The sequence below is a fragment of the Lichenicoccus sp. genome, assembly GCF_965277665.1.
GTDB lineage: Bacteria > Pseudomonadota > Alphaproteobacteria > Acetobacterales > Acetobacteraceae > Lichenicoccus.
This window is the reverse complement of the sequence record NZ_OZ255835.1, coordinates 1,895,404-1,919,299: the sequence shown is the minus strand read 5'-3', so window position 1 is coordinate 1,919,299 and position 23,896 is coordinate 1,895,404. Positions and strand designations below refer to the sequence as shown.

Below are 23,896 nucleotides of genomic sequence, written 5' to 3'. Positions count from 1 at the left end.
TGCGCTATGCCGAGTGAGAGGCGCCAACGGCGCCGGCCGTCGTGGCTTTCGAGAACCGGAGCGGAGCGGCCGTTTGGCCGTTAGCACCGGAAGCGCAGAAAGCCGCGTCGGATTGCCGGCATAGTAGCATTATCAAACGGTCTGTTAGTAGTAGCGCCAGTAGCGGCGGTGATGCGGCCCGTAGGCCCAGGCGCGATGGTGCCAATGCTGGCCGTGCCAGTAATAGTGTGGCCCGGCCCAGCCCGGCGGGGGCGGAGGATAGGGCTGCGCCGAGGCATCCACCGCGGGCAGGATGCAGACCGAAGCGATCGCGGCTGCCGCAATGACGCGACCGGCGCGCTCCGTCAACGTAGCAAGTCTCATTCGTGCCCCCTTTTCGGCATGGATATCGGCACACGTAACGGCGAGCCCTGAACAACGTTCCCGCCCACCATCGCCCACATGAAATGATTTCGTAACGAGGAATACCCTGACCTTGCCCTAACCGCATGGAACGACAAGCTTGCCCGCCAGTGTGTCAGGCCGAGGCAGAGGCGCCGCATGGCGCCGCCCGTCGTGCCTATCGAGAACCGGAGCGGAGCCGCCTTCTGGCGGTGAGCAACGGAAGCGCAGCCAGGCGCGTCGGATGCCCGGCCTGGCGCACTGGCGGGCAAACTTTTCAGGTGGTGCCGCTGAGGTAGCCACCATCGACGACAAGATTGGCTCCGGTGACGAACCCGGCGGCGGGGGAGGCGAGGAACAGGCAGGCGCCGACCAGGTCCTCGGCGCTGCCCCAGCGCTTCAAGGCCGAGCGCGCGGCGATCCTGGCTTCCGAGACCGGGTCCTGCCACAGCCCGGCCGTCATGTCGGTGCGGTGGTAGCCGGGTGCGACGGCATTGACCCGGATGCCTTCCGGCCCGAAGGCGTGCGCGAGATGCCGGGTGAGGCCGAGCACGCCGGCCTTGCTGGCGCCATAGGCCGGCACCGCCGGATCGGCGAGCGTGCTGAGCATGGAGGCGAAGTTGATGATGCTGCCCTGCGCCGCGCGCAGCTTCCCGCGGGCCGCCATCGACAGCCGCATCACGCTGTTGAGGTTGACGTCGATCACCGTGAGGTAGGCGTCCTCGTCGAACTCGCGGACCGGCAGCGCCACGCCGGCGGCGTTGACCAGCACGTCCAGGCCGGGCAGGCGGTCCACGAAGGTGCTGATCGCCTGGCTGTCGCGCACGTCCAGGCGCTCGAACCGCACGCTGGCGTCGGCATCCTCGGCGCGCAACGCGGCGAGCTTGCGCTCGGAGGTGCCGGTCGCGGTCACGCGGGCGCCGGCGCGTGCGAAGCCGCGCGCCACCGCGAGGCCGATGCCGCTCGATCCGCCGGAGACCAGGACGTGGCGGCCGGCAAACAGGCCGGTTGCGAAACTTTCGATCGGATCGGGCATGCTCGTCTCCGCGCTCAGTGGGATATCCGGTCCAGCGCGTCGTAAAGCGCCTGCGCCTGCGGGCCGCGACTGTGCGCGGTGACGGCGTCGAAGATCGGCTGCAGCCTGGCGTAGCGCTCGGCCCAGGCCGGATCGGGCAGGATCTCCCCGCGATGGCGCACGCAGCCGGCCACTGCCGCGCCGAGGGTCGCGTAATGGCCGAGCGCGGTCGCGGCCATCGCGGCACAGCCGACGATGCCGCATTCGGGCTCCTCGGGAACCAGCACGGGGACATTGTAGGCGCTGGCCTTGATCTTCAGCCACAGGTCGCTCTTCGATGCCCCGCTGGAGGCGACGACGCGTTCGATCGCATGGCCCGCGGCGGCGGCCATCAGCCGCAGCGAGTGGGTGGCGGCGAAGGCCACGCCCTCGACCAGGGCGCGGTCGAGATGGGCCAGGCCGTGCCCGGCGGAGAGGCCGAAGAACTGCGCCCGCACGTTGCGCGACGCGCCGAGCCGCTCGCCGGTCAGGTACGGCAGGAACAGCAGCCCGTCGGCACCGGCCGGCGCCGCCGCCGCGCGATCCATGATGGCGGCGTAGTCGGCGCGGCCGTCATGCAGCGCACGGCGGCCCCAGCGCACCGCATCGCCGCCGGTCTCCAGCAGCATGAACGCGCCCCAGCCGCCCTCGATGGTGGCGACGTTGCAGATCTCGGGATCGAGCAGCGGCCGCTCGCTGATGACCGTGATGATGCAGGAAGTGCCGGTGACGTCCGACGCCAGGCCGGGCCGGCAGACGCCCGAGCCGAGCAGGGCGACCGGGTAGTCCGCGCCTCCGACCAATACCGGTGTGCCCGCGCGCAGCCCGGTCAGCGCGGCCGCGTCCGCAGTCAACGACCCGAGGATCTCGAGCGGCTGGCGCAGGTCGGGCAGCATGCCGATGTCCAGACCAAGCAGCACTGCCATGCGGTCCGACCAGGTGCCGGTGGCCGGATCCATCAGGAAGCTCAGCGAGCCATCGCCGGGGTCCATCGCGGCGATGCCGGTCAGCCGGTAGTTCACGAAATCCTTCGGCATCAGCACGTTTCGGGTGCGCGCATAGGCGCGGGGGTCGTGTTCGCGCAGCCAGGCGAGCTTGAAGGCGGGCCAGGCCGGGGTGGCCGGGTTGCCGCTGTCACGCAGGTAGTCCTGCGGCCGATGCCGAGCCTCGAAATCCTCGACCAGCGCCGTCGTGCGCTTGTCGTTCCAGAGCGGCACGGTCTCGCGCGTCAGGCGCCCCTCGGCATCGAGCAGCACGGTGCCGTGCATCTGGCCGCAGGCGCAGATCGCGGCGATGCGGTCCTGCAGGTGCTCCACCGCGCCGGCAAGACTGCGGATGGTGGATACAACGCCATCCCACCAGGCGGCGGCGCGCTGTTCCGCCCAGCCGAATTGCGGGACGATCTGGTCATGCTCGCGGCTCACGACATGGATGATGCGCCCGGCCAGATCGACCGCTGCCGCACGCACGCTGCCGGTGCCGATATCGATCGCCAGCACGAGATCCTGAGCCATCGAGGGGTCTCTCCCGGCCAGCAAGACCGGTAGCGTTATTCCCGGCTTTGCCCCTCGTCAAGCAGGTCGGGCCGCCGTAACCGTTGAACAGCGACCAGAGAGGTAATAAAACTACCTAAATACCGCGGTTTTGCGTCACCGTGATCATGTCGATGGTCCGGCAGGCTGCTAGGCCGGGTCTCAGGTGGCTGGCTAGCAGACCGGTTGATGCGCCGGCGGTTCGGCTTCGAGGTCCGGACTAAAATCATCCGGATCGGGAAGCGCCGTGATGCCGCGCAGGACAGGGCTGCGCAGGGCGAGAAGTGTCAGCAGCCAGCCTGAGCATGCGGCGAAAGCAAGCGAGGCGCGCAGGCCTTCATGTTGTCCGAGCCACCCGCCGATCAGGGCACCCGGGGCGGCCGGAATAAGGATCAACCAGCGCATGGTGCTCGTCATGCGACCGAGCATCGCCGTCGGCGTCGCCGCCTGGCGCAGGGCGATGAAGTTGACGAAGATCAGGATTGCACCGAAGCCCAGCAGCATCAGATCGACGGCGAACGCGACCCGGCCCAGGTGCCCGGCGGGAGAGGCGGCGAGGACCAGCGAGCCGGACGCGGTGAGTGCAAAGCCCAGAATGATGCACCGGCCCGGACCGGCTCGCCGGCTCAGGCGTCCGCCAACCAGGCTCCCGAGCACGGTTCCCACGCCGAGGCAGACATAGGAGAGGCCGACCGCCGCGCCGCTCATCGCCAGGTCGCGCGTGGCAAACAGGATGTTCACACCGACTGCCGAGCCATTGCAGAATTCCCAGGCGGCGACAAACCCGGCCAGCACAACGAGAAGATGGGTCCGGCGGACGAACCGGCCGCCGGCCAGCAGCTCCAGCCAGAATCCGCCGGCACCGCGCGCTGGAGTCTCGTCGATGCTGATGCCGCCAAGGATCGAGGCCGACGTCAGCAGCAGGACGGCGTTGAAGAGGAGTGCCACGGGCGCCCCGAGAAACCTGATGAGCAGACCGGCAATCGCCGGCCCCGCGACCTCGGCGCCGGAGTTGGCGAGCGCGTTCTTCGCATAGGCTTCGATCAGGCGGTCGCGTCCGACGATCTGGTTGAGGACGATCTGCGAGGCGCTGCCGGCCGTGGTGTTGACCAGGCCCACGACGAACGCGACCAGCAGGAGCCAGGGAACCGACAGGAAACCGAGCCAGTGCGCGACCGGAACACTCACGGCCGCCGCCGCGAGCGCGAGCTCACCGGTGACATAGACCGGCAGCTTGCGCACGCGATCAAGCCAGACGCCGGATGGCAGCGAGAACAGGGTGAAGGGCAGGGTCTCCATCGCCGTGAGGAGGCCCATGGCGGTGGGGGAGGCGCGCAGCGACACCGCCGCGGTCAGCGGCAGGGCGAGCAGCATGATCTGCATACCGAACGAACTCGCCAGCACGGAGGCCCAGAGACGACGATAGGTGGGATCGCGGAGAAGGTCGTCCGGTCCGGCGGTGACGAGTTTCCGGAAGCCTTCGAGCAGGCGGGCCAGCCGCATAGGATCGCGGTCAGGCGGGCGGCAGCGGGCTGCAGGCGACCGCGGTGGCGCGCGCCAGTACCGTCATGCGGCGTGCGGCGACCGCGCCACCGGCCATCTCGCCCGCAAGATGCGCCAGCAACGGGGTGCTCAGCGCCGCGTGCGCCGCGCTGTTCACGGCGACCTCGGTGACCGCTGCGGCGCCCGCGGCCAGCGCCGAGCGGCGCAGCAGGGCCAGCGTGCCGAGCAGGCCGGGCCGCATGCCATAGACGCCGGCGACCTGGCGGATCAGCCGCAGCCCGCGCCAGCTGACCAGCAGCACCACCAGCGACGGCGCCGGGGTCGCCGCCATGCCGGCCACCACCTGCAGCGCCGCGCGCCGGCCGAGCGCATCCGAGCGGGCGCGCAGCCGGGCTTCGACGCCGGCGCGCAGCAGCGGCACGATGGCGTCGGGGTCGTTCAGGGCGGCCAGCGGCGGCAGCAGCGCGCGACCGCCCTCGACCTCTCCCAGCCAGCGCCGCGCGGCGCGCGTGCGGATCGCGGCATCCGGCGAGACCAGGTCCTGGCGCAGCCGGTCGACGCTGCGCAGGCGGAACAGCGCGTGGATCTCGCGCGCGGTGCCTGACAGGATCAGCCCGAAGCCGAGCACGGCGATGACGAGCGTGAGCCAGCCGAGCACCACGTTGCGCGCGAACTCGGCGGCGACGAAGTTGCCGGTCTGCAGCGCGGCCAGCCCGACTGCCAGGATTGCGGCGCCCCCCAGCATCAGGGCCGGCGTGCTCCAGCGCCCCGCGGCACCCGGGCCGTCGCGGTCCGCGGCGACGGCGCCCGGCAGCGCCTCGACGGCTTGCGGCTCCAGCCTGGCGGCGGTGCCCGACTCGGCCTCGATCCGCGGCATGATGCGTGGCGGGCTGCGTGGCGGGATGAGTGGCGATTCTGGGAGATCGACGCTCACAGCAGGTCCTCCAGCAGCCAGCCGAGCAGCGCCTCGACGCCGATATTGGGCACGCCGAGGCGGCCCTGTTGCGGCAGCCGCACCGGCTCGAAGGCAGGCAGGTTCAGGAACGGGTGCGCCCAGAAGGCTGCATCGGGCGCCCGGTCGGGAACCTCGCCAGGATAGGATCGCGTCATCTGGCGCTCGCCGAGCACCCGCCCGCGCACTGCGGAGACCGGATGGCCGTCCAGCGTCCAGACAAAATCCTCGGTGCAGCGAACCGCGGCGATGGCAAAGCCGGCGCTGCGGGCGCCATCGCTCGCCATCGTCTCGTCGGGCAGCTGCGCGATGCTGCGCACCAGGCGGCCCAGGTTGCCGCGCTGGCGTAGGGCGACGTGGTCGGCCTTGGTGGCGGCAAAGGCGACCCGTCGCACGATGCGCGGCGGCAGTTGCAGCCGGGCGAGCGAGGCGACCGTGTCCATCCAGGACCCGCGCCAGCGCAGCGCGCCGGCGGCGGCCGACAGGGCGGCCTGCGCATCGGCGAACGCCTCGGCTCCGGCATGCAGCGCGCCGAGCAGGTCTGCCAGCACCACCAGCCGGTCCATGTCGCCGAACAGCGGCGAGACCAGCGAGCTGCGGACGGCGTCGACATAGGCGTCGTAGCGGCGCGCCATCAGGCTGGCGAGGCCGCCGCTGCCCCGGCTCGGGAAGAACCGCTCCCAGGGCGGCGAGGCGCCCGGAGCCGGCATCAGGAAGCGCCCGGGCTGCAGCAGCGACAGGCCGGCCTCGTCGCGCAGCCGGTGCAGCAGGCTGCGGTACAGCCCGTGCCCCGCCTCGGCCAGCGCCTCGTCGGCAGCGGCGCGCTCGGGCAGGCCGCCGGCGAAGGCCAGGAAGTCGCGGGCCAGAGGCGCCAGGCGGGGCTGCTCCAGCCTCGCCAGCACGGCGCGGGAGAACTCGCCGTAGCTCTGGTCCAGCAGCGGCAGGTCGAGCAGCCATTCGCCTGGGTAGTCCAGCAGCTCCAGCCGGACCAGGCGCCGCGGCAGCAATGGTGCTGCGAGTTCCAGCTCGAGGGCGAGCAGCGAGACCTGGTCGGTGCGCTCCGGCCAGCGCGGCGGGTCGGCGGCAAGGGAGGCAAGGTGCCGGGCCTGGTCGAAACGCGGCAGCGGGCCGGCGCCGCTGGCGGCGACGCGGACCCGCCGGATGCGGCCGCCCAATGCCTCCGGGGCGAGCAGCGTGGCCGCGAGCGCGGTCAGCAGCACGGTCTTGCCGGCGCGCGCCAGCCCGGTGACGCCGAGGCGCACGACGCGCGGCCGGACATAATCGAGCGGGTTGTGCAGCCGGCGCAGGCTCCAGTTCGGCAAGGCGTATTCCTAGATGCTCTGAGAGCCTGTTTGCAAACGCCTGATGCTGGATGAGAGCGGCCTGAAGGGCCGCGCCCGGCGTGACTTTTCGAGCACCGCAGCGGAGCGGCCTACTGGCCGTGAGCAGCGGAGCACAGAAAAGGCGCCCATCCTTAGGAAAGTGGGGGATCGCCAGCAGCAGGCGTTTGCAGACAGGCTCTGAGCGCACGGACGATGCCCTGGTTGTGGTGCCAGGGCTACCCGCCCGTGCGTCCGGATCATGTCGGGTTGGCACGGATCATGCTCGGAGGCGCCGCGCCCTTGATGTTGCCGGGCCGCTTGGGCTTCCCGGGGTTCTCGCTTCACGACAAGCCATGAGAAGATTGCTGCATGACAAAGTATAAGCTCGAATACCTTTGGCTCGACGGCTATACCCCCGTGCCGAATATTCGGGGGAAGACGCAGATCAAGGAGTTCGACAGCGCGCCGACGCTGGATGCGCTGCCGCTCTGGGGCTTCGATGGCAGCTCGACCAAGCAGGCGGAAGGCGGCAACTCGGACTGCGTGCTGAAGCCGGTGTCGCTGTTCCCCGACAGCCAGCGCAAGAACGGCGGCATCGTAATGTGCGAAGTGATGCTGCCGGACGGCACGCCGCATCCGTCGAACGGGCGCGCCACCATCCTCGACGATCCCGGTGCCTGGTTCGGCTTCGAGCAGGAGTATTTCTTCTACAAAAATGGCCGCCCGATCGGCTTCCCGGAGAGCGGCTACCCGGCGCCGCAGGGGCCGTACTATACCGGCGTCGGCTACAGCAACGTGGGCGACCTCGCCCGCAAGATCGTCGAGGAGCATCTCGACATCTGCCTCGATGCCGGCATCAACCACGAGGGCATCAATGCCGAGGTCGCCAAGGGACAGTGGGAGTTCCAGATCTTCGGCAAGGGGTCGAAGAAGGCCGCCGACGAGATGTGGGTCGCGCGCTACCTGCTGCAGCGGCTGACCGAGAAATACGGCGTCGATATCGAGTATCACTGCAAGCCGCTCGGCAACACCGACTGGAACGGGTCGGGCATGCACGCCAACTTCTCCACCAGCTACATGCGCGAGGTCGGCGGCAAGGCGTATTTCGAGCGGCTGATGCAGGCGTTCGAGGACAGCCGCGAGGAGCACATCGCGGTCTATGGTCCCGACAACCATCTGCGCCTGACCGGCCTGCACGAGACCCAGTCGATCCACAGCTTCAGCTACGGCGTCGCCGATCGCGGCGCCTCGATCCGGGTGCCGCACAGCTTCGTCAACAACGACTACCGCGGCTACCTGGAGGATCGCCGTCCGAACTCGCAGGGCGACCCGTACCAGATCGCGTCGCGCATTCTCAAGACGATCGCCTCCGTCCCGACGACCTGAACGGCGGCCGTGACTGCCGCTGCCGAATGCCCGGTTCCTGGGCACGGCGGCGTGCAGACGCTTCGAAACAGCAAGGCCAGGGCGCTGCCCTGGACCCGTTGGGGCCTCGGGCCCCAAACCCCGTTTCCCCTCGCGCGTCGCGGCTGGGAAGTACATATCCTCAGGCGGCGAGGTGCAGGCGCAGTTCCTCCGAGTAGATCCTTATCTCTTCAAGCAGCTCCTTTGCCCTGGTCTCGCTGCCATGCTCTAGCTGCGTCCTGACCTGCGCCATCTTGCTTTCGACGATGGCCAGAAGATGTGGCGTGTCGTTCATTTATCCTGCTCCGATACACTCCGATAAGCTGCATCTACCCGCCCAGGTTGCGGTACGGCCAAGCCTTGCGTGCAAGCGGCAGACATGTCCTGGCCACAGGGCTCGCAACCCTTGGCCGCTTCCGGGGTCGATCCCTTCTCGAAACGTCTCGGAACTGTAATCGCCAGACGCTTTTCTGCCCTCGGGCGGCGACCTATGCAGAAGCCGCATATCACGCCCCTGAGGTCACTCGCCATGTCCCATCGCTTTCGCCTGACCTGTACCAGCACGATCGTCGCAGCTTCGATGGTCATGCAGCCGCTCGTCGCCTGTGCCGCGGGCGTGCAGGCCCAATTCGCCTCGCAGACCAGCAATGACGCGTCCATGGTCACGATCGGGCCGGCCTCGAGTGCGGCGGTGCTGGCGCAGACCCACTCACCTGCCGGCGAGCCGGTCCTCTCGCATGCCCGGAAGCTCGCGCTGCTGCGAAAGAAGGTGAAATACATCTTCGTGCTGTTCCAGGAGAACCGCTCGTTCGACTTCCATTTGGGGACCTTCCCGGGCGCCAACGGGCTGTTCAGCCAGCCGGCCGCACAGACCCCGGGGTTCACCCAGACGATCGTCAACACCGACGGCAGCGTCGGCACCGTGTCGCCGTTCCTGATCCCGAACACGGTGACCGCGGCCGGCGGCAAGACGGTGCAGCTCTACCCGGCCGACACAGACTCCGTCGACCACTCGCATACCGGCATCGACAATTCGCTCGATGTCAGCAGCGGCGTCGCCGCCAACGACCGCTATGCGCTGAACGAGGAAGGCCTGACCACCAAGGACGGCAAGATCGTCTCGCTCTCGACCGGGGTCGCGGCCACCAGCAACCCGACCCAAGCCTCCAAGCAGAAGGGTGAGCTTGTCATGAGCCACGACGACTGCAACACGGTGCCGTTCCTGTGGCAGTTCGCCGATCGCTTCACGCTGTTCGACGCGATGCACCAGACCATCATCGGGCCGTCGACGCCGAACGCGATTGCGATGATCGCCGGCCAGTCCGGCGAGACCCAGTGGGCGCTGCATCCCAGCACCGGCAGCAACAGCACCAACCCGGTGGTGGCGGCGACCGGTGGGGAGCCGGTGGTGAGCGATGTCGGTCCCTATGCCGGGTCGAACTACGACACGTCAGCCGCCCGCCCGCCATACGGGCCGAACGATGTGAGCCCGGCGACGCCCGGCCTGAACCAGACCTATGCCACGCTGCCGCTGTCCTTCATGGGCAACAAGATCGTGCAGACGATCCAGACCGACCAGAACCCCGCACTCGACCTGCTCGACGTGCAGGACGATATCCGCACCATCGCCAGCCAGCAGGTGGTACCCACCAACTGGGGCTGGTACCAGGAGGGCTACGACCTGGAGCCGACGGATACCAACGGCGTCGACAGCCACGCGACCTACATCACGCATCATAACGGGCCGCAATATTTTGGCTATGTCGGCGACAACCCGAAGGTGACGACCAACCTGCACGGTCTCGGCGACTTCTACGGCGACGTCGCCGCGCAGAAGTTGCCCGCCGCCGGCGGCGTGTTCTATGTGCGTGGCGGCTACGGCAACAATGACGGGCTGCTGCCGGTCGATCCGAACCCGACCGTGCGCAAGGCCTTCCCCGGCAGCGACGACCATCCCGGCTACTCGGACACGCAGATCGCCGAGACACTGCTGGCCGACGAGGTCAACGCGATCGCCGCCTCCCCGTACTGGAAGGATAGCGCGATCATCATCACCTACGACGAGACCGACGGGCTCTACGACCACGCCCTGCCGCACTTCCGCGAGCTCGACCCCGAGGGCAACCCGCTCGCGGCCGGTCCGCGCATCCCGCTCATCGTGATCTCGCCGTACAACCGCGTGCATGCGATCAGCCACGAGTATGCGGAGCACAGCTCGGTCATCAAGTTCATCAACGAGATGTTCAACCTCACCCCGCTCGCCGCGCTGCCGGACGAGGTGAAGGGCCGCGCGCTCGGCAAGCAGGAGTTCGGCCAGGATAACCTTGGTCCAGCCGACGGCGCCGACAGCCAGCCCGGCGACTTGTTCTCGGCGTTCGACAACTCCCGCCTGTCCGGCCAGATGTCGCCGCTGCCGGCCGAATATGCCGAAATCCCGGTCTCTATCACGCACAGCTTGCCGCACTATGGCGGTAACGGCTGCACCGCGCTGAACATCATCCCGACCGACTACGCCACCGGCAAGCTGATCGACCCGGCTCCGGCGGACTTCAACCCGCGTCCCAGCACCACCCCGGGCACCCCGACATCGGGCACCTGGACTCCGTGATCCGCTTCGGCTGCGCCGTGGCCGCCCTGCTTGTCGGGGCGGCCATTTCTTCGTCTGCATCCGCGCAGACCCGGCAGCGCACGATCGACCAGGTCCGGGCTGCCGGGCGGCTCTCCTGCGGGATCATCGTCGAGCAGGAGGACTTCACCAAGTCCGACACCCACGGCGACCTGTCCGGCTTCGCGGCCCCGTTCTGCGGCGCGGTGGCGGCCGCGGTGCTCGGCGATCCGCTCAAAGTCGAGCTGAAAGGCTTTCCGGACGAGGGGCATGCGCTGGCGGCGATGAAGGCCCGGCAGATCGCGCTCCTGATCGGCATGACGCCGGATGCGACGGGCGCCCTGCTGCACCATCTGCGCTTTGCCCCCTCCATATTCATCGACGGACAGGGCTTCCTGGTGGCAAAGCGGCTGCATCTGTACGCCCCTGTCGACCTCGCCGACCACCTGGTCTGCTACATCTCCGAAACACCGGCCGAGGACGGTCTGGTCGACTGGTCGGCCCGCAAGCAGGTCGCGATCCGTCATCATCCGTTCGAGGAGATCGGCGAGATGGAGGCGGCGCTGACCAGCGGCAACTGCGACGCCATCACCTCCAGCGTGTCGTGGCTGGCGGGCATGCGGTCGGGGTTCCACGCCATGCGGGACCAGTTCGAGATCCTGCCGCAGATGATCTCGATCGACCCGTTCGCGCCCGCCACCCGGGACGACGATCCTGCCTGGACAGCCGTCGTGAGCGATGTCGTCGCGGCTCTGGTGGAGGCGGAGCGGACGGGCGTCACGCGCGATGCGGCCGGTCGGCTGGTCGGCGATGCCACCGTGACCGGCCCGCTTATGCGGCCGACGCCCGGCCTGGTCAGCCTGCTCGGCCTGCAGGATGGCTGGGCCGCTCGCGCAGTGGCGGCCTCGGGCAATTACGGCCAGATCTTTGCCGCACGGGCCGGCGAGACCAGCCCGCTCAGGCTTGCGCGTGGTGCGAATGCGCTGTGGAACCAGGGCGGCCTGATCGACGGCGTGCGCTGAAACGCAGAGCGCCCCTCCCACCGTGGGTGGCAGGGGCGCTCGCCGCTCGCATGGATGCCCGCCCCGGCCGGGGCGGGCATGGCGCCATCAGGCGAGGCTGATCGCTGCGGCTTCCGGACCCTTCTGGCCCTGTACAACCTGCACACGGGTCGACTGCCCCTCGTTCAGGCTCGACAGGCCGGACCGCTCGAGTGCCGAGGCATGCACGAAGATGTCCTTGCCGCCGGTGTCGGGGGTGATGAAGCCGAAGCCCTTGGTGGCGTTGTACCACTTGACGATGCCGCGCACCTCCTCGGCCTGGGACAGGTCGGGGGTGGTGCGGCCGCTGCGGAAGCCGCCGCCGGTGCGTGGCGCGCCGAAACCGCCGGGCGCCGCGGAACGCGGGCGCTCCGGCTGCGCTGTGCTCTCGTCGACCGAGATCACCTCGGCGACCTGCCGCCCCTTGGGGCCCTGTCCGATGCGCACGCCGAGTGTGGCACCCGGACTGACGCTGTCATGACCGGACTGGCTGAGCGCGTTCGCATGCAGGAACACATCGCCGGAGCCGTCCGACAGCTCGACGAAGCCGAAGCCCTTCTCGCTGTTGAACCATTTCACGCTGGCGCTGATCTCCGGCCCCGAGGCAATGACCTGCGAGCCACCACCGCCGCCGCCCAACGGCCGGCGCGGCGGGCCGCCTCGATCCGTGAATGTGGGAGCTGGCACGAAATCATCGTCAAATCCGCCGCGGCGCGGGGAGCGGGGGCTGCGGTCGGTCCTGTTACTTCTCAACGGTCGTAATCCCGGGATCTAGGGGGTGCTGGCCTGTGCAGGCGCACCGTGTGGAGGCGGTAGGCGTTCGACAGCCTTCACTCTGGAAGGCGTCGGAGCATGGCATAGCATGGTCAGCACCGCACCGACGACCGCCACCCATCACGGTATCGTGTTAGAATTGCGCGGCAGGGTTGTCATCTAAGTTTAATGCTGTTGCAGGGTTGCATCACCAGCGGTCAAGCCAACCCTAAATCGTTGGGCCGTATGGATGCTCGGCGTGCCAGTGCCGGGCGACGTCGATCCGCCGCGCGATCCATACCCGCTCGCGGCGTTGCATATGGTCGAGGAACCGGGCCAGCGCGAGCGCCCGTCCCGGTCGTCCGGCGAGGCGGCAGTGCAGGCCGATCGACAGCAGCTTCGGCGCCGTCTCGCCCTCTGCGTACAGCATGTCGAAGCTGTCTCGCAGGTAGGCGAAGAAGTCGTCGCCGCTGGCGTAGCCGGCCGCGGAGGCAAACCGCATGTCGTTGGCGTCCAGCGTGTAGGGAATGACAAGCTGCGGCCGCCCGGCGCTGTTGCGGCAGGCGACATCCCAATAGGGCAGGTCGTCGGCGTAGCTGTCCGACCAGTACAGGAAGCCGCCATCCTCGGCGACCAGGCTGCTGGTGTGCGGGCTGCAGCGGCCGAGGTAGAACCCGAGCGGCCGGCTGCCGAGGATGCGGGTATGGGCTTCGATGGCGCGCCGCAGGTCGTCCTGCTCGCGGGCGCGCGCGACGAACTGGTAGTCGAGCCAGCGATAGCCGTGCGACGCGACCTCGTGTCCCGCCTCGGCCATGGCGATCGCCACCTCCGGCAGGCGCTCGATGGCCATGCCGACGGCATAGCTGGTGAAATGCATCCCGCGCTCCGCGAACACCCTCAGCAGGCGCCAGATGCCGGCGCGGCTGCCATATTCGTACAGGCTCTCCATGTTCATGTGCCGCGCGCCTGCGACCGGAAGTGCCGGGACGATATCGGACAGGAAGGTCTCGGATGCCGCGTCCCCGTGCAGGATGCAGGCCTCGGCACCCTCCTCGTAGTTCACGACGAACTGCACCGCGATGCGCGCATCGCCGGGCCAGCGCGGGTGTGGCGGGTTCGCCCCATAGCCGCGCAGGTCGCGCGGATACGGCGGCTCGGCACCGGGCAGGGGTTTGCTCAGGAGGATGAACCTCTTAGAAGGAAAGCGGTCGCAGGTGAACGCCCGGCCAGAAGGCGAGCCAGGAATACCGCATAGTGAGCACCATGACGCGTAGCTTTGTCACCCGTCTGCGCCGTCTTGGGCTCGGTTCGGGCCTGCTGGGGCTGGCCGCGGCCGGCGCCCTGACGAACCCGGCGGCGGCGACGCCGTTGCAGGACCCGTACGGCACCTGGACCCTGCAGGGCGAGAACGATGCGGTCTCCACCCTGAAGGGGACCTCGGACCAGTATTATACCAGCGGGCTCAGGATCGGCTGGACGTCCGGCACCGACAACCAGCCGCCGGCGATCTCCAACCTGAACCGGCTGATCTGGGGCGACGGCGTGCAGCGCATCGCCTTCGGCTTGCAGCAATCCATCTTCACGCCGCGCGGCACCCAGCTCGACCCGCCGAACCCGCTCGACCGGCCCTATGCCGGCGTGTTGCTCGCGACCGCCAACCTGATCAGCGACACCGACACCACACGCAGCGTGATCGGCGTGCAGGCCGGCGTGCTCGGCTCGTATGCCGGCGGCTACCAGGTCCAGAACGGGTTCCACAGCCTGATCGGCGACACCCCGAACCGTGGCTGGTCGTACCAGCTGCCGAACCAGCCGATCCTGCAGCTGCAGGCGAGCCGGACCTGGCGCTTCCCGGTGGTGGATGCCTACGGGATCTCGGTGGACCTGCTGCCCTCGGCCACCGCGGCCGGCGGCGACTTCAGGACCTATGCCCAGCTCGGCGGCACGGTGCGGATCGGCCAGGGGCTGAACTCCGACTTCGGCACGCCGCGCATCAGTCCGGGCCTCGACGGCACTGACGCCTACAAGGCGACGCGGCCGTTCGCCTGGTATGCCTTTGCCGGGCTCGATGGGCAGGCGGTGGCCTACGACGCGACGCTGCAGGGCAGCACGTTCCGCAGCGGCGAGCCGCACGTCTCCAAGATCTGGGATGTCGGCGAGTTCGAGGGCGGCCTGGCCCTGCTCTATCACGGGGTGCGGCTGGCCTATACGCAGACCTGGCAGACCGAGGAGTTCAACGGCCAGAAAGGCGGCCTGTTCAGTTTCGGCTCGGTCGTGCTGTCGGCGAAGTTCTGAGCCGCCGCCCGCACCGGGTTTCGGCATGTCACGCGGTGGAGCGGGTTAATCCACCATCCGGCCGTGCGTAGCGATTCCAATTGGACGGATGCTGCTCTAGGTCATGTGGACGGAATCGGCCAGGGATTCACAAGACGGTCGATCAGTGATTCATAGCGGGTCGGCAGAAGTGGACCTGTTTGATGCTGACGCGGATGAGCGAGGAGGATTGGGAGATCGTTCTGGAGGTCTTCCGGGGCTGTCTTCCGAGGCGGGGCGAGAAGGCTCGTGATGACAGACGCTTTCTCGAGGCGCTGCATTTCTTCACGCTGCAGAACGTCTCGTGGCGGGCGCTGCCAGCCGAATACGGGCTCTGGAACACGGTCTGGAAGCGGTTCTCGCGGCTGAGCAACAGCGGTGTCTTCGAGGCATTCTTTCAGTCGCTGGCCGAACTCAGCCCCAGAGCGCACCTCGTGCAGATGTTCGACAGCACTACGGTTCGCGCTCATGTCTCGGCCGCAGGTGCAAAAGGGGGCAGCAAAATCAGGCGCTTGGCCGGTCGCGCGGCGGCTTCTCGACCAAAATCCACCTCAAGACCGACTTCGATGGGCAGCCACTCGCCTTCCATCTGACCGGCGGCGAGGCCAACGACAGCCCGCAGTTCCCCCTGTTGCTCGGCATCGGTCCCGACATCAAGCCGCGTGCCGTGCTGACTGACAAAGGCTACGACGCCAAGAGCAACCGAAGCGCAGCACGAAAGCTTGGCATCGTCCCACTGATTCCGGTCCGCAAGATCACCGTCCACAGCCCCAGGCACTTCCCGAGGCTGCTCTACAAAACTCGCGCCCGTATCGAGCAGGCAGTCGGCAAGCTCAAGCGCTTCAAGCGAGTAACATTGCGATGCGAGAAAACCCGGCAGAACTACGAGTCAATCGTGGCCTTCGCCTGCGGCCTCATCTTGTCCAAATCCGTCCACATGACCTAGTGTCGCGCCGTCTGGGACGGAACAAGTGGGCCGGGACGAAGCCAGGAGTACAGGTCACGCGCTACAGCCTCAAGCGCAGGAATGGCAGGCCGGCCCCGCGCGGTACCCGACGGATCGTCGCGGTCCGCGTTTTCGCGTGTCTGTCGGCCCTCGCCTTGGTGAGTGCGTTCGCCATCGCCGCCTTGCTGCCGCCGCAGATGAGCCTCGGCGCCATGCTGCTGGCGATGGACCCCTCGATGCTCGGACGCCTGCACGGCTCGATCGTCCGGCATGCATGGGAAGGCCTCTGGCAACAGGGGCTGATGCCGTTCCTGCTGCGTCCGGCCTGGATGACGCCGCTGATGACCGGCCTCGTCGCGGGCGGCATCGCCTTCAGCCTGAACAATAATGGACCGACCCGACAAAGCACCCGCCGCAGCGGCTAGAGGCTACTTGTAAACGCCTGCTGCTGGTGGTCTCCCGAGACGGCGGATAACGGATGTTCATTCCGATACTTCGACGTTCAGGCCGGACGTATCGATGGTCGGCAAGAGATGATGCAGCGCATTGCAGGCGTGTCTCAGGTGCGCATCCAGGCCTGGCCTCGGATCGTCGAACCAGGCCTTTACGGCGTAGCCGAGGACGGCGATCCCGACCTTGGCCGCGAGGGTCGCGAGGCCGTCCTCGAAGCCCCGACGGCGTAGAGCCGCGGACAAGGCGCTCGTCAAGTTTGCCGTCTTCGTCAGCACCCGCTCCTGCAGCGCCGGAGTACGGGCGATGATCTCCTGCCGGGGCTCGGTGAAGCCACGATTGCGCTCAAGCATCGGCTCGACCGAGCGGAACGCGCAGAGCAGTGCGTCCATGGGGGCCAGCCCCGCGGGCGCCCCGCCAACCGCGTCGGTCAAGGCGTCGCGGAACGCCTCTTCTCCGTCGAACAACGCCTCCCGCTTGTCTGGGAAGTGCCGGAAGAAGGTGCGCTCCGTAACGCCGGCCCTGGCGGCGATCGCAGCCGTCGTCGTCACGTCGTAGCCGTGCTCGCGGCACAGCTCCAACGTCGCCTGCTGCAGGCGACGGCGCGCGTCGGCTCGGCTGCGTGGCATGACCAGCCCATACACTTATTGTCAGGCACCGTCTCTACGCTTATATGTCAGCCCCTGACGCTAACGGGAGATCCACGGCCGATGAAGACGCTTCGTTTCCATGCGTACGGCGAACCGGCGGACATGCTGCATCTGGAAGACGCCGCGGTGCCGATCCCTCGCGCCGGGCAGGTCGGCGTGCGGATGCACGCGTGCGGGCTCAATCCGGCGGACTGGTCTCTCTGCCGGGGCCTGTTCGCCGGCGATCTCCCGCGCGGCGTCGGCCTGGATGTGTCCGGAACGGTGCAGGCGGTGGGCGAGGGCGTGACGGACGTAGGGGTCGGAGATCGCGTGTTGGGCGTGCCCGATTACCGGGGCTATCCGAGCGCCGGAGCGTCCGACGAGGCGGTCCTGGCCGTTTGGACGCCGGCGCCGCAGGGCCTCGATCTCGTCGAGGCGGCAGCACTGCCGATGGCGGTCGAGACCGCCTGTCGGAGCCTCGACATCCTGGCGGTGGCGGCCGAGCGGACGCTCGTGGTGTATGGCGCGGGGACGATGGTCGGCTTCGCCGCCGTGCAGATGGCGATCATGCGCAAGGCGCGGGTGATTGCGGTCGCAGGCGACACCTTCGCCGGAAAGCTCTGCGCGCTCGGCGCCGAGGTTACGCCGTATGGGGACGGCATGGTCGAGCGGGTGCTCGACATCGGCGGGGGAGCGCCGGACCTGATCCTGGATGCCGGCCCCACCAGCGGCGTGCTGCCCGATCTCGTCACGATCGCCGGCGGCGATGGGCGCCGCGTGCTCACTGTCAGCAACCACGGCGCTGCGGCCGACGAGTTGGGTGTACGCAACAGCTTCGACAGCGAGCTGCGCTACAGCGTGCTTGGCGACTTCGCGAAGCTCGCCGCCGAGGGGCGGTTCACCGTGCCGGTCGCGCGCAGCTTTCCACTCGAGGACTGGCGCGAGGCGCTCGACCTCAGCCTGAGCGGGCACGCCCACGGCAAACTCATCCTCCTCCCGACGGGCGCTGCCGCCAGAGCTTGAAGTCGCTGCGGCAGGAAGGGCATTTGAGCCGCCTGGCCGTCGCACGGACGCGGGTTCCGTCGCCAACCAGCCGCTCGCCAGGAGCGATTCGGTCGGGCGAGAGTTTTGGCGGACGGCCGCAACGCTCGCCTCGCGCCTTTGCGGCCTCCGAGAGCGACCTGCGCAGCCTTCAGGCCTGGTCTTCCATCGCGCGGATCGAGCCGACCTGGCGTGGCAGGCGCGGGATCGGGCGGCCGATCAGGTAGCCCTGGATTTCCTCGCAGCCATGCGCGTCCAGGAACGCCAGCTGTTCCTCGGTCTCGACGCCCTCGGCGCAGCTGGTCATGCCGAGGGACTGCACCATCTGCAGCACGCCACGGGTGATGGCTTCCGCGCGTCGGTCGCGCCCGATCGCCTGCACGAACTGGCTGTCCAGCTTGACCTGGTCGAACGGGTAGGTTCCGAGCAGGCCCAGGCAGGAATAGCCGGTGCCGAAATCATCGAGCGCCAGCCTGACGCCCATCGCACGGACCTGCGACAGCTCGCGCCGGGTCATGCCGTCCGAGCCGAACGGCACCCGCTCGGACAGCTCGATCTGCAGCCGGGTGGGATCGAGCCCGGTCTCGTCCAGCACCCGCTGCAGGAGTGACGGCAGCCGGTTGTGGGAAATCCAGACCGGCGAGATGTTGACCGAGACGCCGAGCGCCTGCTCCCAGGATTGCGCCTCCCGGCACGCCGCCGCCAGCACCCAGCCGTCGATCTGCTCGATCAGGCCGGTGGCCTCGGCACAGGAGATGAAGATCTCCGGCGAGATGTCGCCGTAGCCGGGCCGGTGCCAGCGCGCCAGGGCTTCGAAGCTCACCACCTTCTCGGTGGCGGTGTCGATCACCGGCAGCCAGTTCAGCGTGAAGTCGCCGTTCATGGTGGCGCGCTGCAGGTCCTGCTCGATGCCGGCGCTGAGCTCGTAGGTCTGCAGCAGGTTCGGCGTCGCATGGATGTGCCGCCCGTCGCCCTGGCGCTTGGCATGGCTCAGCGCCGCCTCGGCGCTGCGCAGCAGGCCGGTGCTGTCGAGTGCGTCCGCGGGGTAGCTGGCAATCCCCGCGGACGGGCGCAGCGGTACGTCCAGCCCGTCGAGATGGGCGGGCTCGCGCAGCCGGTCCATCGCGCGGACCGCCACCGCCTCGATGTCGGCCGCCGTGACCCGACCGCCCACCACGAGCGCGAAGCCGCCGCCGCCGAGATGGGCCAGGAAGCCGGGAGAGGGCGTCACCGACTTCAACCGTCCGGCGATCTGCTTGAGCGCCTGGTCCACCGCGCCGCGGCCATGCATCTCGTTGAGCTCGGCCAGCCGGCCGATATCGATGCGCAGGACACCGAAGCCCGGCGGCAGCGAGGTGGTGTTGGCCCGCTCGGCGCCTTCCACCAGCCGGTCGAGCGCGCCCTCCAGCGCCTCGCGGCCGGGCAGCGCGGTGACCGCCTCGGAACCGATGTCGGTGCGTGCCTCCTGGCCGGGCTCGAACGCGAGCAGGGAGCCCGCGGCCCGGGCGAGGTCGGCCAGGATGGCGAGGCTCTCGCGGCCGAACCGGCGCCCCTTGTGGTCGAGGACGCAGAGCACCCCGATCGAGGCGCCCGAGCCGTCGCGCAGCGTGGCGCCGGCATAGGCGCCGAAGCCGGAGTGGCGCTCGTCCTCGGGAGAGGCGAGGAAGGCCGGATCATGCTGCAGATCGGCGATCTCCAGCGTCATCCGGCGCTGGCTGTCCATCTGCGTGCGGATGATCGAGATCGGCAGCGTCTCGCCGAGCGAGCGCCCGAAAGCGCCCCTGATCTGCAGCTTGCCGTGCTCGTCGACCAGCACCAGGGCGAGCGGGACGTCGAGCCCGCGCATGGCGACACGCGCAAAGGCACTGAACGCGCTGTCCTCGCCTTCGCCCAGGATCTGGCCCGGACGCGGCAGCACCAGGCGCTCGCTGCTGATCTTGACGGGCGGCGGACGGGCCATCCGGTCAGTGCCCGGACGCAGGAACGGCGTCGCGACGCAGTCTGACAGGAAGCCGCAGTCTGCCAGGAAGCCTAGGTCTCAGCACGCGTCGCTCCGATCCCGAAGAGGTCCTGTCGCCCAGGATAGTGACCCGGAAATGGTTACAACCTTGTGAAATCCGGGGCAATTTTATTCCACTAGGTCATGTGGACGGAATCGGCCAGGGATTCACAAGACGGTCGATCAGTGATTCATAGCGGGTCGGCAGAAGTGGACCTGTTTGATGCTGACGCGGATGAGCGAGGAGGATTGGGAGATCGTTCTGGAGGTCTTCCGGGGCTGTCTTCCGAGGCGGGGCGAGAAGGCTCGTGATGACAGACGCTTTCTCGAGGCGCTGCATTTCTTCACGCTGCAGAACGTCTCGTGGCGGGCGCTGCCAGCCGAATACGGGCTCTGGAACACGGTCTGGAAGCGGTTCTCGCGGCTGAGCAACAGCGGTGTCTTCGAGGCATTCTTTCAGTCGCTGGCCGAACTCAGCCCCAGAGCGCACCTCGTGCAGATGTTCGACAGCACTACGGTTCGCGCTCATGTCTCGGCCGCAGGTGCAAAAGGGGGCAGCAAAATCAGGCGCTTGGCCGGTCGCGCGGCGGCTTCTCGACCAAAATCCACCTCAAGACCGACTTCGATGGGCAGCCACTCGCCTTCCATCTGACCGGCGGCGAGGCCAACGACAGCCCGCAGTTCCCCCTGTTGCTCGGCATCGGTCCCGACATCAAGCCGCGTGCCGTGCTGACTGACAAAGGCTACGACGCCAAGAGCAACCGAAGCGCAGCACGAGAGCTTGGCATCGTCCCACTGATTCCGGTCCGCAAGATCACCGTCCACAGCCCCAGGCACTTCCCGAGGCTGCTCTACAAAACTCGCGCCCGTATCGAGCAGGCAGTCGGCAAGCTCAAGCGCTTCAAGCGAGTAACATTGCGATGCGAGAAAACCCGGCAGAACTACGAGTCAATCGTGGCCTTCGCCTGCGGCCTCATCTTGTCCAAATCCGTCCACATGACCTAGAGCCTGATCGTCTCAGGCTGAACCAGCCTGAGACGTGAATCAGTCTCTAGATCAATCTGGTAGAGCAAGTTTACCGGCTCAACTTGAGCCGGTCTTGCTCTAGCGGTGCAGCGTGCAGGTGGACGAGCGGCTGGCGCGTATCGGTGCATAGCATCGCGCCGACCAGGGTTCGGTGGCAATGCGCCGGATCGCGCTCGAAGCACAGCAGGCAGGCCCGGGTCTCGCGGGCCGCCTCGCGCGCCTCCGCCAGGGCGGCCTGCGGGCGATCATGCCGCATGTGCATGGAGAAGATGCGCTGCATGGTCGTGATGTCGCCGCGCCGCACCGCATCGCGGCCGGGCTTCGGGGTGCCGAGCGGCTGCAGGTGCAGGTAGCCGATCCCGGCCTCGGCCAGCCCCGCTGCCAGCACGCGCTTGGAGAAGCCGGGGCGGCGTGAGGCGGCCACGGCGCGAACGTCGATGAGCAGGCCGACACCGGCGCCCAGCAGGGCATCGCGCACCGCCGCAAAGCTGCAGGCCTGGTAGCCGATCGTGTGGAGCGGCGGCGGCGGCCGGCCGCGGTCAGCCGCCGGCAGGATGCACCGCGACCAGCTCGATCTTGAACACCAAAGCGGAATTCGGCGGGATCGGACCGGCCCCGTTGGCGCCGTAGCCGAGCTTGCTCGGGATGTAGAGCATCCAGATGTCGCCCGGCCGCATCAGCCGCAGGCCTTCCATCCAACCCGGGACCAGCCCGTTGAAGGTCATCCGGGCCATGCCGCCCTGCTGCTGGGTGCTGTCGAAGGTCGCGCCGTCGGTCAGCTTGCCGTCGTAGTTGAGTACGAGCTGGTCGCCGGGCGCTGGCGGCGACCCATGCGGGTCGCCGGATTGCAGCACCTTGTATTCAAGACCGGAGGGCAGCGTCTTGACGCCCGGTTGCGTCGCCATGTGGCGCATGAAGTCATCGCCCTCGTCGGCGCGCGCCGGACCGCACGACAGTCCGAGGACCGCCGCGAGGGCAACGACGCCGCACGTCAGGGCCCCCCACTTCAGGACCCTGCGCTTCAGGACCCCGCGCTTCAGGACCCCGCGCTTCAGGACAGGGTGGCCGGCTCGGGACAAGGTGCGGGCAGGTCGCATGGGCGCTCCGGGCAAAAGGCGGCGGATATCATCACGCCGGATCACGCTCGACAAGCGCGCCGGGGCCCTCAGCCGCCGACGAGGGTGCCGCTCCGGCCTGCCCGGCTCCTGGAACCGCGACGGGCACGGCGTGGCCGCTGGCGGTCGCACAGCAACGCCCCGAACGCGCCCAGCAGCATCAGCGCCGCCATCGGCACCGGGCTGCCGCGGCCGATCTCGCCCACCAGCACGGTGCTGAAGGCGCCGATGAAGAACACCGTGGTGCCGTACAGCGCCGAGGCACTGCCGGCTTCGGCGGCATGCGGCAGCAGCGAGCCGATCGCGGCACCGGGCAACAGGAAGCCGAGCGTCGCCATGCAGGCCATCATGCACAGCGCGATACCGGGCGCGCCCCACAGCCCGCTGAGCGCCAGCGCGAGCATCGCCGCGCAGGTGGCGATCAGCCCGAGCGCGGCGGCGGTCAGCACCCGGCCCGGATGGTATCGCCGTACCGCGCGGGCGTTCACCTGCACGCCGATGATGTAGCCGCTCGCGTTGAGGATGAAGATGGTGCCGAACAGCGTGGGCGACAGGTGGTAGCGGCCGAGGAACACCGTCGGCGCCCCGCCGAGGAAGGCGAACAGGCTGAAGGTGCCGCAGCCGCCCTCTAGCGCGTGGAAGCGGAACACGCGGTCGCGCCAGACGCGGCGATAGCGCAGCAGCGCCGGCACCAGCCGCAGCGTGACGTGCCGCTCGGGCAGCAGCGTGTCGGGCAGGTAGCGCCAGATCAGGGCGGTGCAGAGGACGCCATAGAGGGCCGCGACCCAGAAGATCGCCTCCCATCCCAGATGCTCGGCGATGACGCCGCCCAGGGTGGGGGCCAGGATCGGCACCACGCCCATCACGAGGGTCAGCCGGCTGATCAGCCGCGCCGCCTCGAGGCCGTTGACCACCAGGTCACGGATGACGGCACGCGGGATCACCAGGCTGGCGGCTCCCCCGAAGGCTGCGACGAGGCGCCAGCAGGACAGCACCGTCATCGAGGGCGCCGTGGCGCAGCCGATCGAGGCGATGGTGTAGAGCGCGGTGCCGAGCAGCAGCGGCACCCGGCGGCCATAGTGGTCCGACAGCGGGCCGTGCGTGATCTGGCCGATCGACAGGCCCAGGAACCAGGCGGCCAGCGTGATCTGCGCCTCGCCCGGCCGGGCCATCAGCTCCGCCTTCATCGCCGGGAAGGCGGGCAGGTACATGTCGGTCGAGATCGGGCCGACCGCCGTCAGCAGTGCCAGCAGCACGATAATCAGGCCAGGCGTCCTGGATCTCATCGGCGTCGGGAACTCGCGGGCCGGCTTGGGGGCTGCAGGCACCCCTGATCAGCCGTCGGCCGGGCGGTGTCAACGTCCGGCAGGCAGGCCGGCTCGCGTTATTGTTCGGCGCCTCGCAGGCGACCCGCGTCCAGCCCGGCCGCCGTCTCGAGGCAGAGGCTGCGGCTGCGATCGAGGTCGGCCGCCATCACGCCGAGATCCTGCTGCACCGCCTGCGCTCCCGTGCCGACGGTCTGCAGCAGGGCGGACAGGCGGCCGATCTCGTCGCGCCACGCCGCAACGGCGGTGCGCTGCTCGGCGAGCCGGGTCTCGAGCATGCGCAGGGCCGCCAGCAGCCTCGCCTCCGCACTGACGGGAATCCGGACGATCTCGGCCGATGACGAAGCAGGCTGCTGCACGGCTGATTGTCCAATTCCTGATCCCTGGATCAAAATTAACAATCGCTACCGAAACGTCAACCCGTGGTTCCTGTCGCTCACGCAGTGTTTGCGGGCGCCCGCTAAGCGGGGGCGCCTGCTTTGGCGCGGCGCCGGTTCCGGCCACGG

General features: G+C 68.6%; 23 protein-coding genes and 2 pseudogenes. 10 read left to right on the top strand and 15 right to left on the bottom strand.

The window, feature by feature from the left end:
• Positions 1 to 144: 144 nt before the first annotated feature.
• The 6 genes from ACQY4O_RS08800 to ACQY4O_RS08775 all read right to left on the bottom strand — a co-directional run bounded on the left by ACQY4O_RS08800 (position 145) and on the right by ACQY4O_RS08775 (position 6,744).
• On the bottom strand, positions 145 to 348 hold the full coding sequence (locus tag ACQY4O_RS08800; protein WP_428375863.1) for a hypothetical protein: 204 nt from the start codon (positions 346 to 348) through the stop codon (positions 145 to 147).
• Between the two features lie 310 nt (positions 349 to 658).
• Positions 659 to 1,417, bottom strand: a complete 759-nt coding sequence (locus ACQY4O_RS08795) for an SDR family NAD(P)-dependent oxidoreductase (RefSeq protein WP_428375861.1) — start codon at positions 1,415 to 1,417, stop codon at positions 659 to 661.
• Between the two features lie 14 nt (positions 1,418 to 1,431).
• Positions 1,432 to 2,949 carry a xylulokinase gene (locus ACQY4O_RS08790; protein WP_428375859.1) on the bottom strand — a complete coding sequence of 506 codons (1,518 nt, stop codon included), beginning with the start codon at positions 2,947 to 2,949 and terminating at the stop codon, positions 1,432 to 1,434.
• Positions 2,950 to 3,141: 192 nt separating this feature from the next.
• The gene (locus ACQY4O_RS08785; protein ID WP_428375857.1) at positions 3,142 to 4,470 is read right to left on the bottom strand and encodes an MFS transporter; all 1,329 of its coding nucleotides are present in this window, start codon (positions 4,468 to 4,470) and stop codon (positions 3,142 to 3,144) included.
• A gap of 10 nt (positions 4,471 to 4,480) precedes the next feature.
• Positions 4,481 to 5,347 carry a DUF697 domain-containing protein gene (locus ACQY4O_RS08780; RefSeq protein WP_428375856.1) on the bottom strand — a complete coding sequence of 289 codons (867 nt, stop codon included), beginning with the start codon at positions 5,345 to 5,347 and terminating at the stop codon, positions 4,481 to 4,483.
• Positions 5,348 to 5,400: 53 nt separating this feature from the next.
• Positions 5,401 to 6,744 (bottom strand): YcjX family protein, encoded by a 1,344-nt coding sequence (locus ACQY4O_RS08775; RefSeq protein WP_428375855.1) that lies wholly within the window; start codon positions 6,742 to 6,744, stop codon positions 5,401 to 5,403.
• Between the two features lie 369 nt (positions 6,745 to 7,113).
• Between ACQY4O_RS08775 and ACQY4O_RS08770 the strand changes: the two genes are divergently transcribed.
• Positions 7,114 to 8,130, top strand: a complete 1,017-nt coding sequence (locus ACQY4O_RS08770) for a glutamine synthetase beta-grasp domain-containing protein (RefSeq protein WP_428375853.1) — start codon at positions 7,114 to 7,116, stop codon at positions 8,128 to 8,130.
• 160 nt (positions 8,131 to 8,290) lie between these two features.
• Here the strand turns inward: ACQY4O_RS08770 and ACQY4O_RS08765 are convergent, their stop codons facing one another.
• A complete protein-coding gene (locus tag ACQY4O_RS08765) occupies positions 8,291 to 8,443 on the bottom strand; it encodes a hypothetical protein (protein ID WP_428375851.1) in 153 nt (50 codons plus the stop codon).
• 234 nt (positions 8,444 to 8,677) lie between these two features.
• On the opposite strand from ACQY4O_RS08765, the gene ACQY4O_RS08760 reads away from it, so the two are divergent.
• Both ACQY4O_RS08760 and ACQY4O_RS08755 read left to right on the top strand, forming a co-directional pair.
• The gene (locus ACQY4O_RS08760; RefSeq protein WP_428375849.1) at positions 8,678 to 10,756 is read left to right on the top strand and encodes a phospholipase C; all 2,079 of its coding nucleotides are present in this window, start codon (positions 8,678 to 8,680) and stop codon (positions 10,754 to 10,756) included.
• The gene (locus ACQY4O_RS08755) at positions 10,753 to 11,775 is read left to right on the top strand and encodes a hypothetical protein (RefSeq protein WP_428375847.1); all 1,023 of its coding nucleotides are present in this window, start codon (positions 10,753 to 10,755) and stop codon (positions 11,773 to 11,775) included. The genes ACQY4O_RS08760 and ACQY4O_RS08755 overlap by 4 nt, the downstream gene beginning before the upstream one ends.
• Positions 11,776 to 11,862: 87 nt before the next feature.
• Here the strand turns inward: ACQY4O_RS08755 and ACQY4O_RS08750 are convergent, their stop codons facing one another.
• Both ACQY4O_RS08750 and puuE read right to left on the bottom strand, forming a co-directional pair.
• Entirely contained in the window at positions 11,863 to 12,546 is a 684-nt protein-coding gene (locus tag ACQY4O_RS08750) for a cold-shock protein (protein ID WP_428375846.1), read from the bottom strand.
• A gap of 229 nt (positions 12,547 to 12,775) precedes the next feature.
• On the bottom strand, positions 12,776 to 13,714 hold the full coding sequence (gene puuE, locus ACQY4O_RS08745) for an allantoinase PuuE (RefSeq protein WP_428378145.1): 939 nt from the start codon (positions 13,712 to 13,714) through the stop codon (positions 12,776 to 12,778).
• A 95-nt stretch (positions 13,715 to 13,809) separates the two neighbouring features.
• On the opposite strand from puuE, the gene ACQY4O_RS08740 reads away from it, so the two are divergent.
• The 4 genes and pseudogenes from ACQY4O_RS08740 to ACQY4O_RS08725 all read left to right on the top strand — a co-directional run bounded on the left by ACQY4O_RS08740 (position 13,810) and on the right by ACQY4O_RS08725 (position 16,230).
• Positions 13,810 to 14,841: a lipid A deacylase LpxR family protein gene (locus ACQY4O_RS08740; protein WP_428375844.1), complete on the top strand. Its 1,032-nt coding sequence runs from the start codon at positions 13,810 to 13,812 to the stop codon at positions 14,839 to 14,841.
• 194 nt (positions 14,842 to 15,035) lie between these two features.
• A complete protein-coding gene (locus ACQY4O_RS08735; RefSeq protein ID WP_428375103.1) occupies positions 15,036 to 15,452 on the top strand; it encodes a transposase in 417 nt (138 codons plus the stop codon).
• Positions 15,386 to 15,805 (top strand): annotated as a pseudogene (locus ACQY4O_RS08730) (transposase); the annotation flags it as partial. The gene ACQY4O_RS08735 and the pseudogene ACQY4O_RS08730, both read left to right, overlap by 67 nt.
• A gap of 158 nt (positions 15,806 to 15,963) precedes the next feature.
• Positions 15,964 to 16,230: a hypothetical protein gene (locus tag ACQY4O_RS08725; protein WP_428375842.1), complete on the top strand. Its 267-nt coding sequence runs from the start codon at positions 15,964 to 15,966 to the stop codon at positions 16,228 to 16,230.
• A 57-nt stretch (positions 16,231 to 16,287) separates the two neighbouring features.
• Here the strand turns inward: ACQY4O_RS08725 and ACQY4O_RS08720 are convergent, their stop codons facing one another.
• Complete coding sequence (locus ACQY4O_RS08720) at positions 16,288 to 16,899, bottom strand: TetR/AcrR family transcriptional regulator (RefSeq protein ID WP_428375840.1); 612 nt, start codon at positions 16,897 to 16,899, stop codon at positions 16,288 to 16,290.
• Positions 16,900 to 16,965: 66 nt separating this feature from the next.
• On the opposite strand from ACQY4O_RS08720, the gene ACQY4O_RS08715 reads away from it, so the two are divergent.
• Positions 16,966 to 17,907, top strand: coding sequence for an NADP-dependent oxidoreductase (locus tag ACQY4O_RS08715; protein ID WP_428375839.1), 942 nt, complete (start codon positions 16,966 to 16,968; stop codon positions 17,905 to 17,907).
• 169 nt (positions 17,908 to 18,076) lie between these two features.
• On the opposite strand, the gene ACQY4O_RS08710 is transcribed toward ACQY4O_RS08715, so the two are convergent.
• A complete protein-coding gene (locus ACQY4O_RS08710; RefSeq protein ID WP_428375838.1) occupies positions 18,077 to 19,885 on the bottom strand; it encodes a putative bifunctional diguanylate cyclase/phosphodiesterase in 1,809 nt (602 codons plus the stop codon).
• Between the two features lie 274 nt (positions 19,886 to 20,159).
• On the opposite strand from ACQY4O_RS08710, the gene ACQY4O_RS08705 reads away from it, so the two are divergent.
• Together ACQY4O_RS08705 and ACQY4O_RS08700 are read left to right on the top strand one after the other, a co-directional pair.
• Complete coding sequence (locus ACQY4O_RS08705; protein ID WP_428375103.1) at positions 20,160 to 20,576, top strand: transposase; 417 nt, start codon at positions 20,160 to 20,162, stop codon at positions 20,574 to 20,576.
• A pseudogene (locus ACQY4O_RS08700) lies at positions 20,510 to 20,929 on the top strand (transposase); the annotation flags it as partial. The gene ACQY4O_RS08705 and the pseudogene ACQY4O_RS08700, both read left to right, overlap by 67 nt.
• 70 nt (positions 20,930 to 20,999) lie before the next feature.
• Here the strand turns inward: ACQY4O_RS08700 and ACQY4O_RS08695 are convergent.
• The 4 genes from ACQY4O_RS08695 to ACQY4O_RS08680 form a co-directional block, all read right to left on the bottom strand.
• Positions 21,000 to 21,428 (bottom strand): DUF488 family protein, encoded by a 429-nt coding sequence (locus tag ACQY4O_RS08695; protein WP_428375837.1) that lies wholly within the window; start codon positions 21,426 to 21,428, stop codon positions 21,000 to 21,002.
• Between the two features lie 61 nt (positions 21,429 to 21,489).
• Positions 21,490 to 22,047 carry an FKBP-type peptidyl-prolyl cis-trans isomerase gene (locus tag ACQY4O_RS08690; protein WP_428375836.1) on the bottom strand — a complete coding sequence of 186 codons (558 nt, stop codon included), beginning with the start codon at positions 22,045 to 22,047 and terminating at the stop codon, positions 21,490 to 21,492.
• A 68-nt stretch (positions 22,048 to 22,115) separates the two neighbouring features.
• On the bottom strand, positions 22,116 to 23,351 hold the full coding sequence (locus ACQY4O_RS08685) for a multidrug effflux MFS transporter (protein WP_428375834.1): 1,236 nt from the start codon (positions 23,349 to 23,351) through the stop codon (positions 22,116 to 22,118).
• A 98-nt stretch (positions 23,352 to 23,449) separates the two neighbouring features.
• Positions 23,450 to 23,749: a hypothetical protein gene (locus ACQY4O_RS08680; RefSeq protein ID WP_428375833.1), complete on the bottom strand. Its 300-nt coding sequence runs from the start codon at positions 23,747 to 23,749 to the stop codon at positions 23,450 to 23,452.
• Positions 23,750 to 23,896: the final 147 nt, after the last annotated feature.

What these genes read in the sequence shown, in the direction of transcription:
- ACQY4O_RS08765 (WP_428375851.1), bottom strand. Translation starts at nt 8,443, where the DNA reads ATGAACGACACGCCACATCTTCTGGCCATCGTCGAAAGCAAGATGGCG.
- ACQY4O_RS08740 (WP_428375844.1), top strand. Translation starts at nt 13,810, where the DNA reads ATGACGCGTAGCTTTGTCACCCGTCTGCGCCGTCTTGGGCTCGGTTCG.
- ACQY4O_RS08780 (WP_428375856.1), bottom strand. Translation starts at nt 5,347, where the DNA reads ATGCCGCGGATCGAGGCCGAGTCGGGCACCGCCGCCAGGCTGGAGCCG.
- ACQY4O_RS08705 (WP_428375103.1), top strand. Translation starts at nt 20,160, where the DNA reads ATGAGCGAGGAGGATTGGGAGATCGTTCTGGAGGTCTTCCGGGGCTGT.
- ACQY4O_RS08690 (WP_428375836.1), bottom strand. Translation starts at nt 22,047, where the DNA reads ATGCGACCTGCCCGCACCTTGTCCCGAGCCGGCCACCCTGTCCTGAAG.
- ACQY4O_RS08795 (WP_428375861.1), bottom strand. Translation starts at nt 1,417, where the DNA reads ATGCCCGATCCGATCGAAAGTTTCGCAACCGGCCTGTTTGCCGGCCGC.
- ACQY4O_RS08785 (WP_428375857.1), bottom strand. Translation starts at nt 4,470, where the DNA reads ATGCGGCTGGCCCGCCTGCTCGAAGGCTTCCGGAAACTCGTCACCGCC.
- ACQY4O_RS08715 (WP_428375839.1), top strand. Translation starts at nt 16,966, where the DNA reads ATGAAGACGCTTCGTTTCCATGCGTACGGCGAACCGGCGGACATGCTG.
- ACQY4O_RS08770 (WP_428375853.1), top strand. Translation starts at nt 7,114, where the DNA reads ATGACAAAGTATAAGCTCGAATACCTTTGGCTCGACGGCTATACCCCC.
- ACQY4O_RS08685 (WP_428375834.1), bottom strand. Translation starts at nt 23,351, where the DNA reads ATGAGATCCAGGACGCCTGGCCTGATTATCGTGCTGCTGGCACTGCTG.
- ACQY4O_RS08710 (WP_428375838.1), bottom strand. Translation starts at nt 19,885, where the DNA reads ATGGCCCGTCCGCCGCCCGTCAAGATCAGCAGCGAGCGCCTGGTGCTG.
- ACQY4O_RS08735 (WP_428375103.1), top strand. Translation starts at nt 15,036, where the DNA reads ATGAGCGAGGAGGATTGGGAGATCGTTCTGGAGGTCTTCCGGGGCTGT.
- ACQY4O_RS08790 (WP_428375859.1), bottom strand. Translation starts at nt 2,949, where the DNA reads ATGGCTCAGGATCTCGTGCTGGCGATCGATATCGGCACCGGCAGCGTG.
- ACQY4O_RS08760 (WP_428375849.1), top strand. Translation starts at nt 8,678, where the DNA reads ATGTCCCATCGCTTTCGCCTGACCTGTACCAGCACGATCGTCGCAGCT.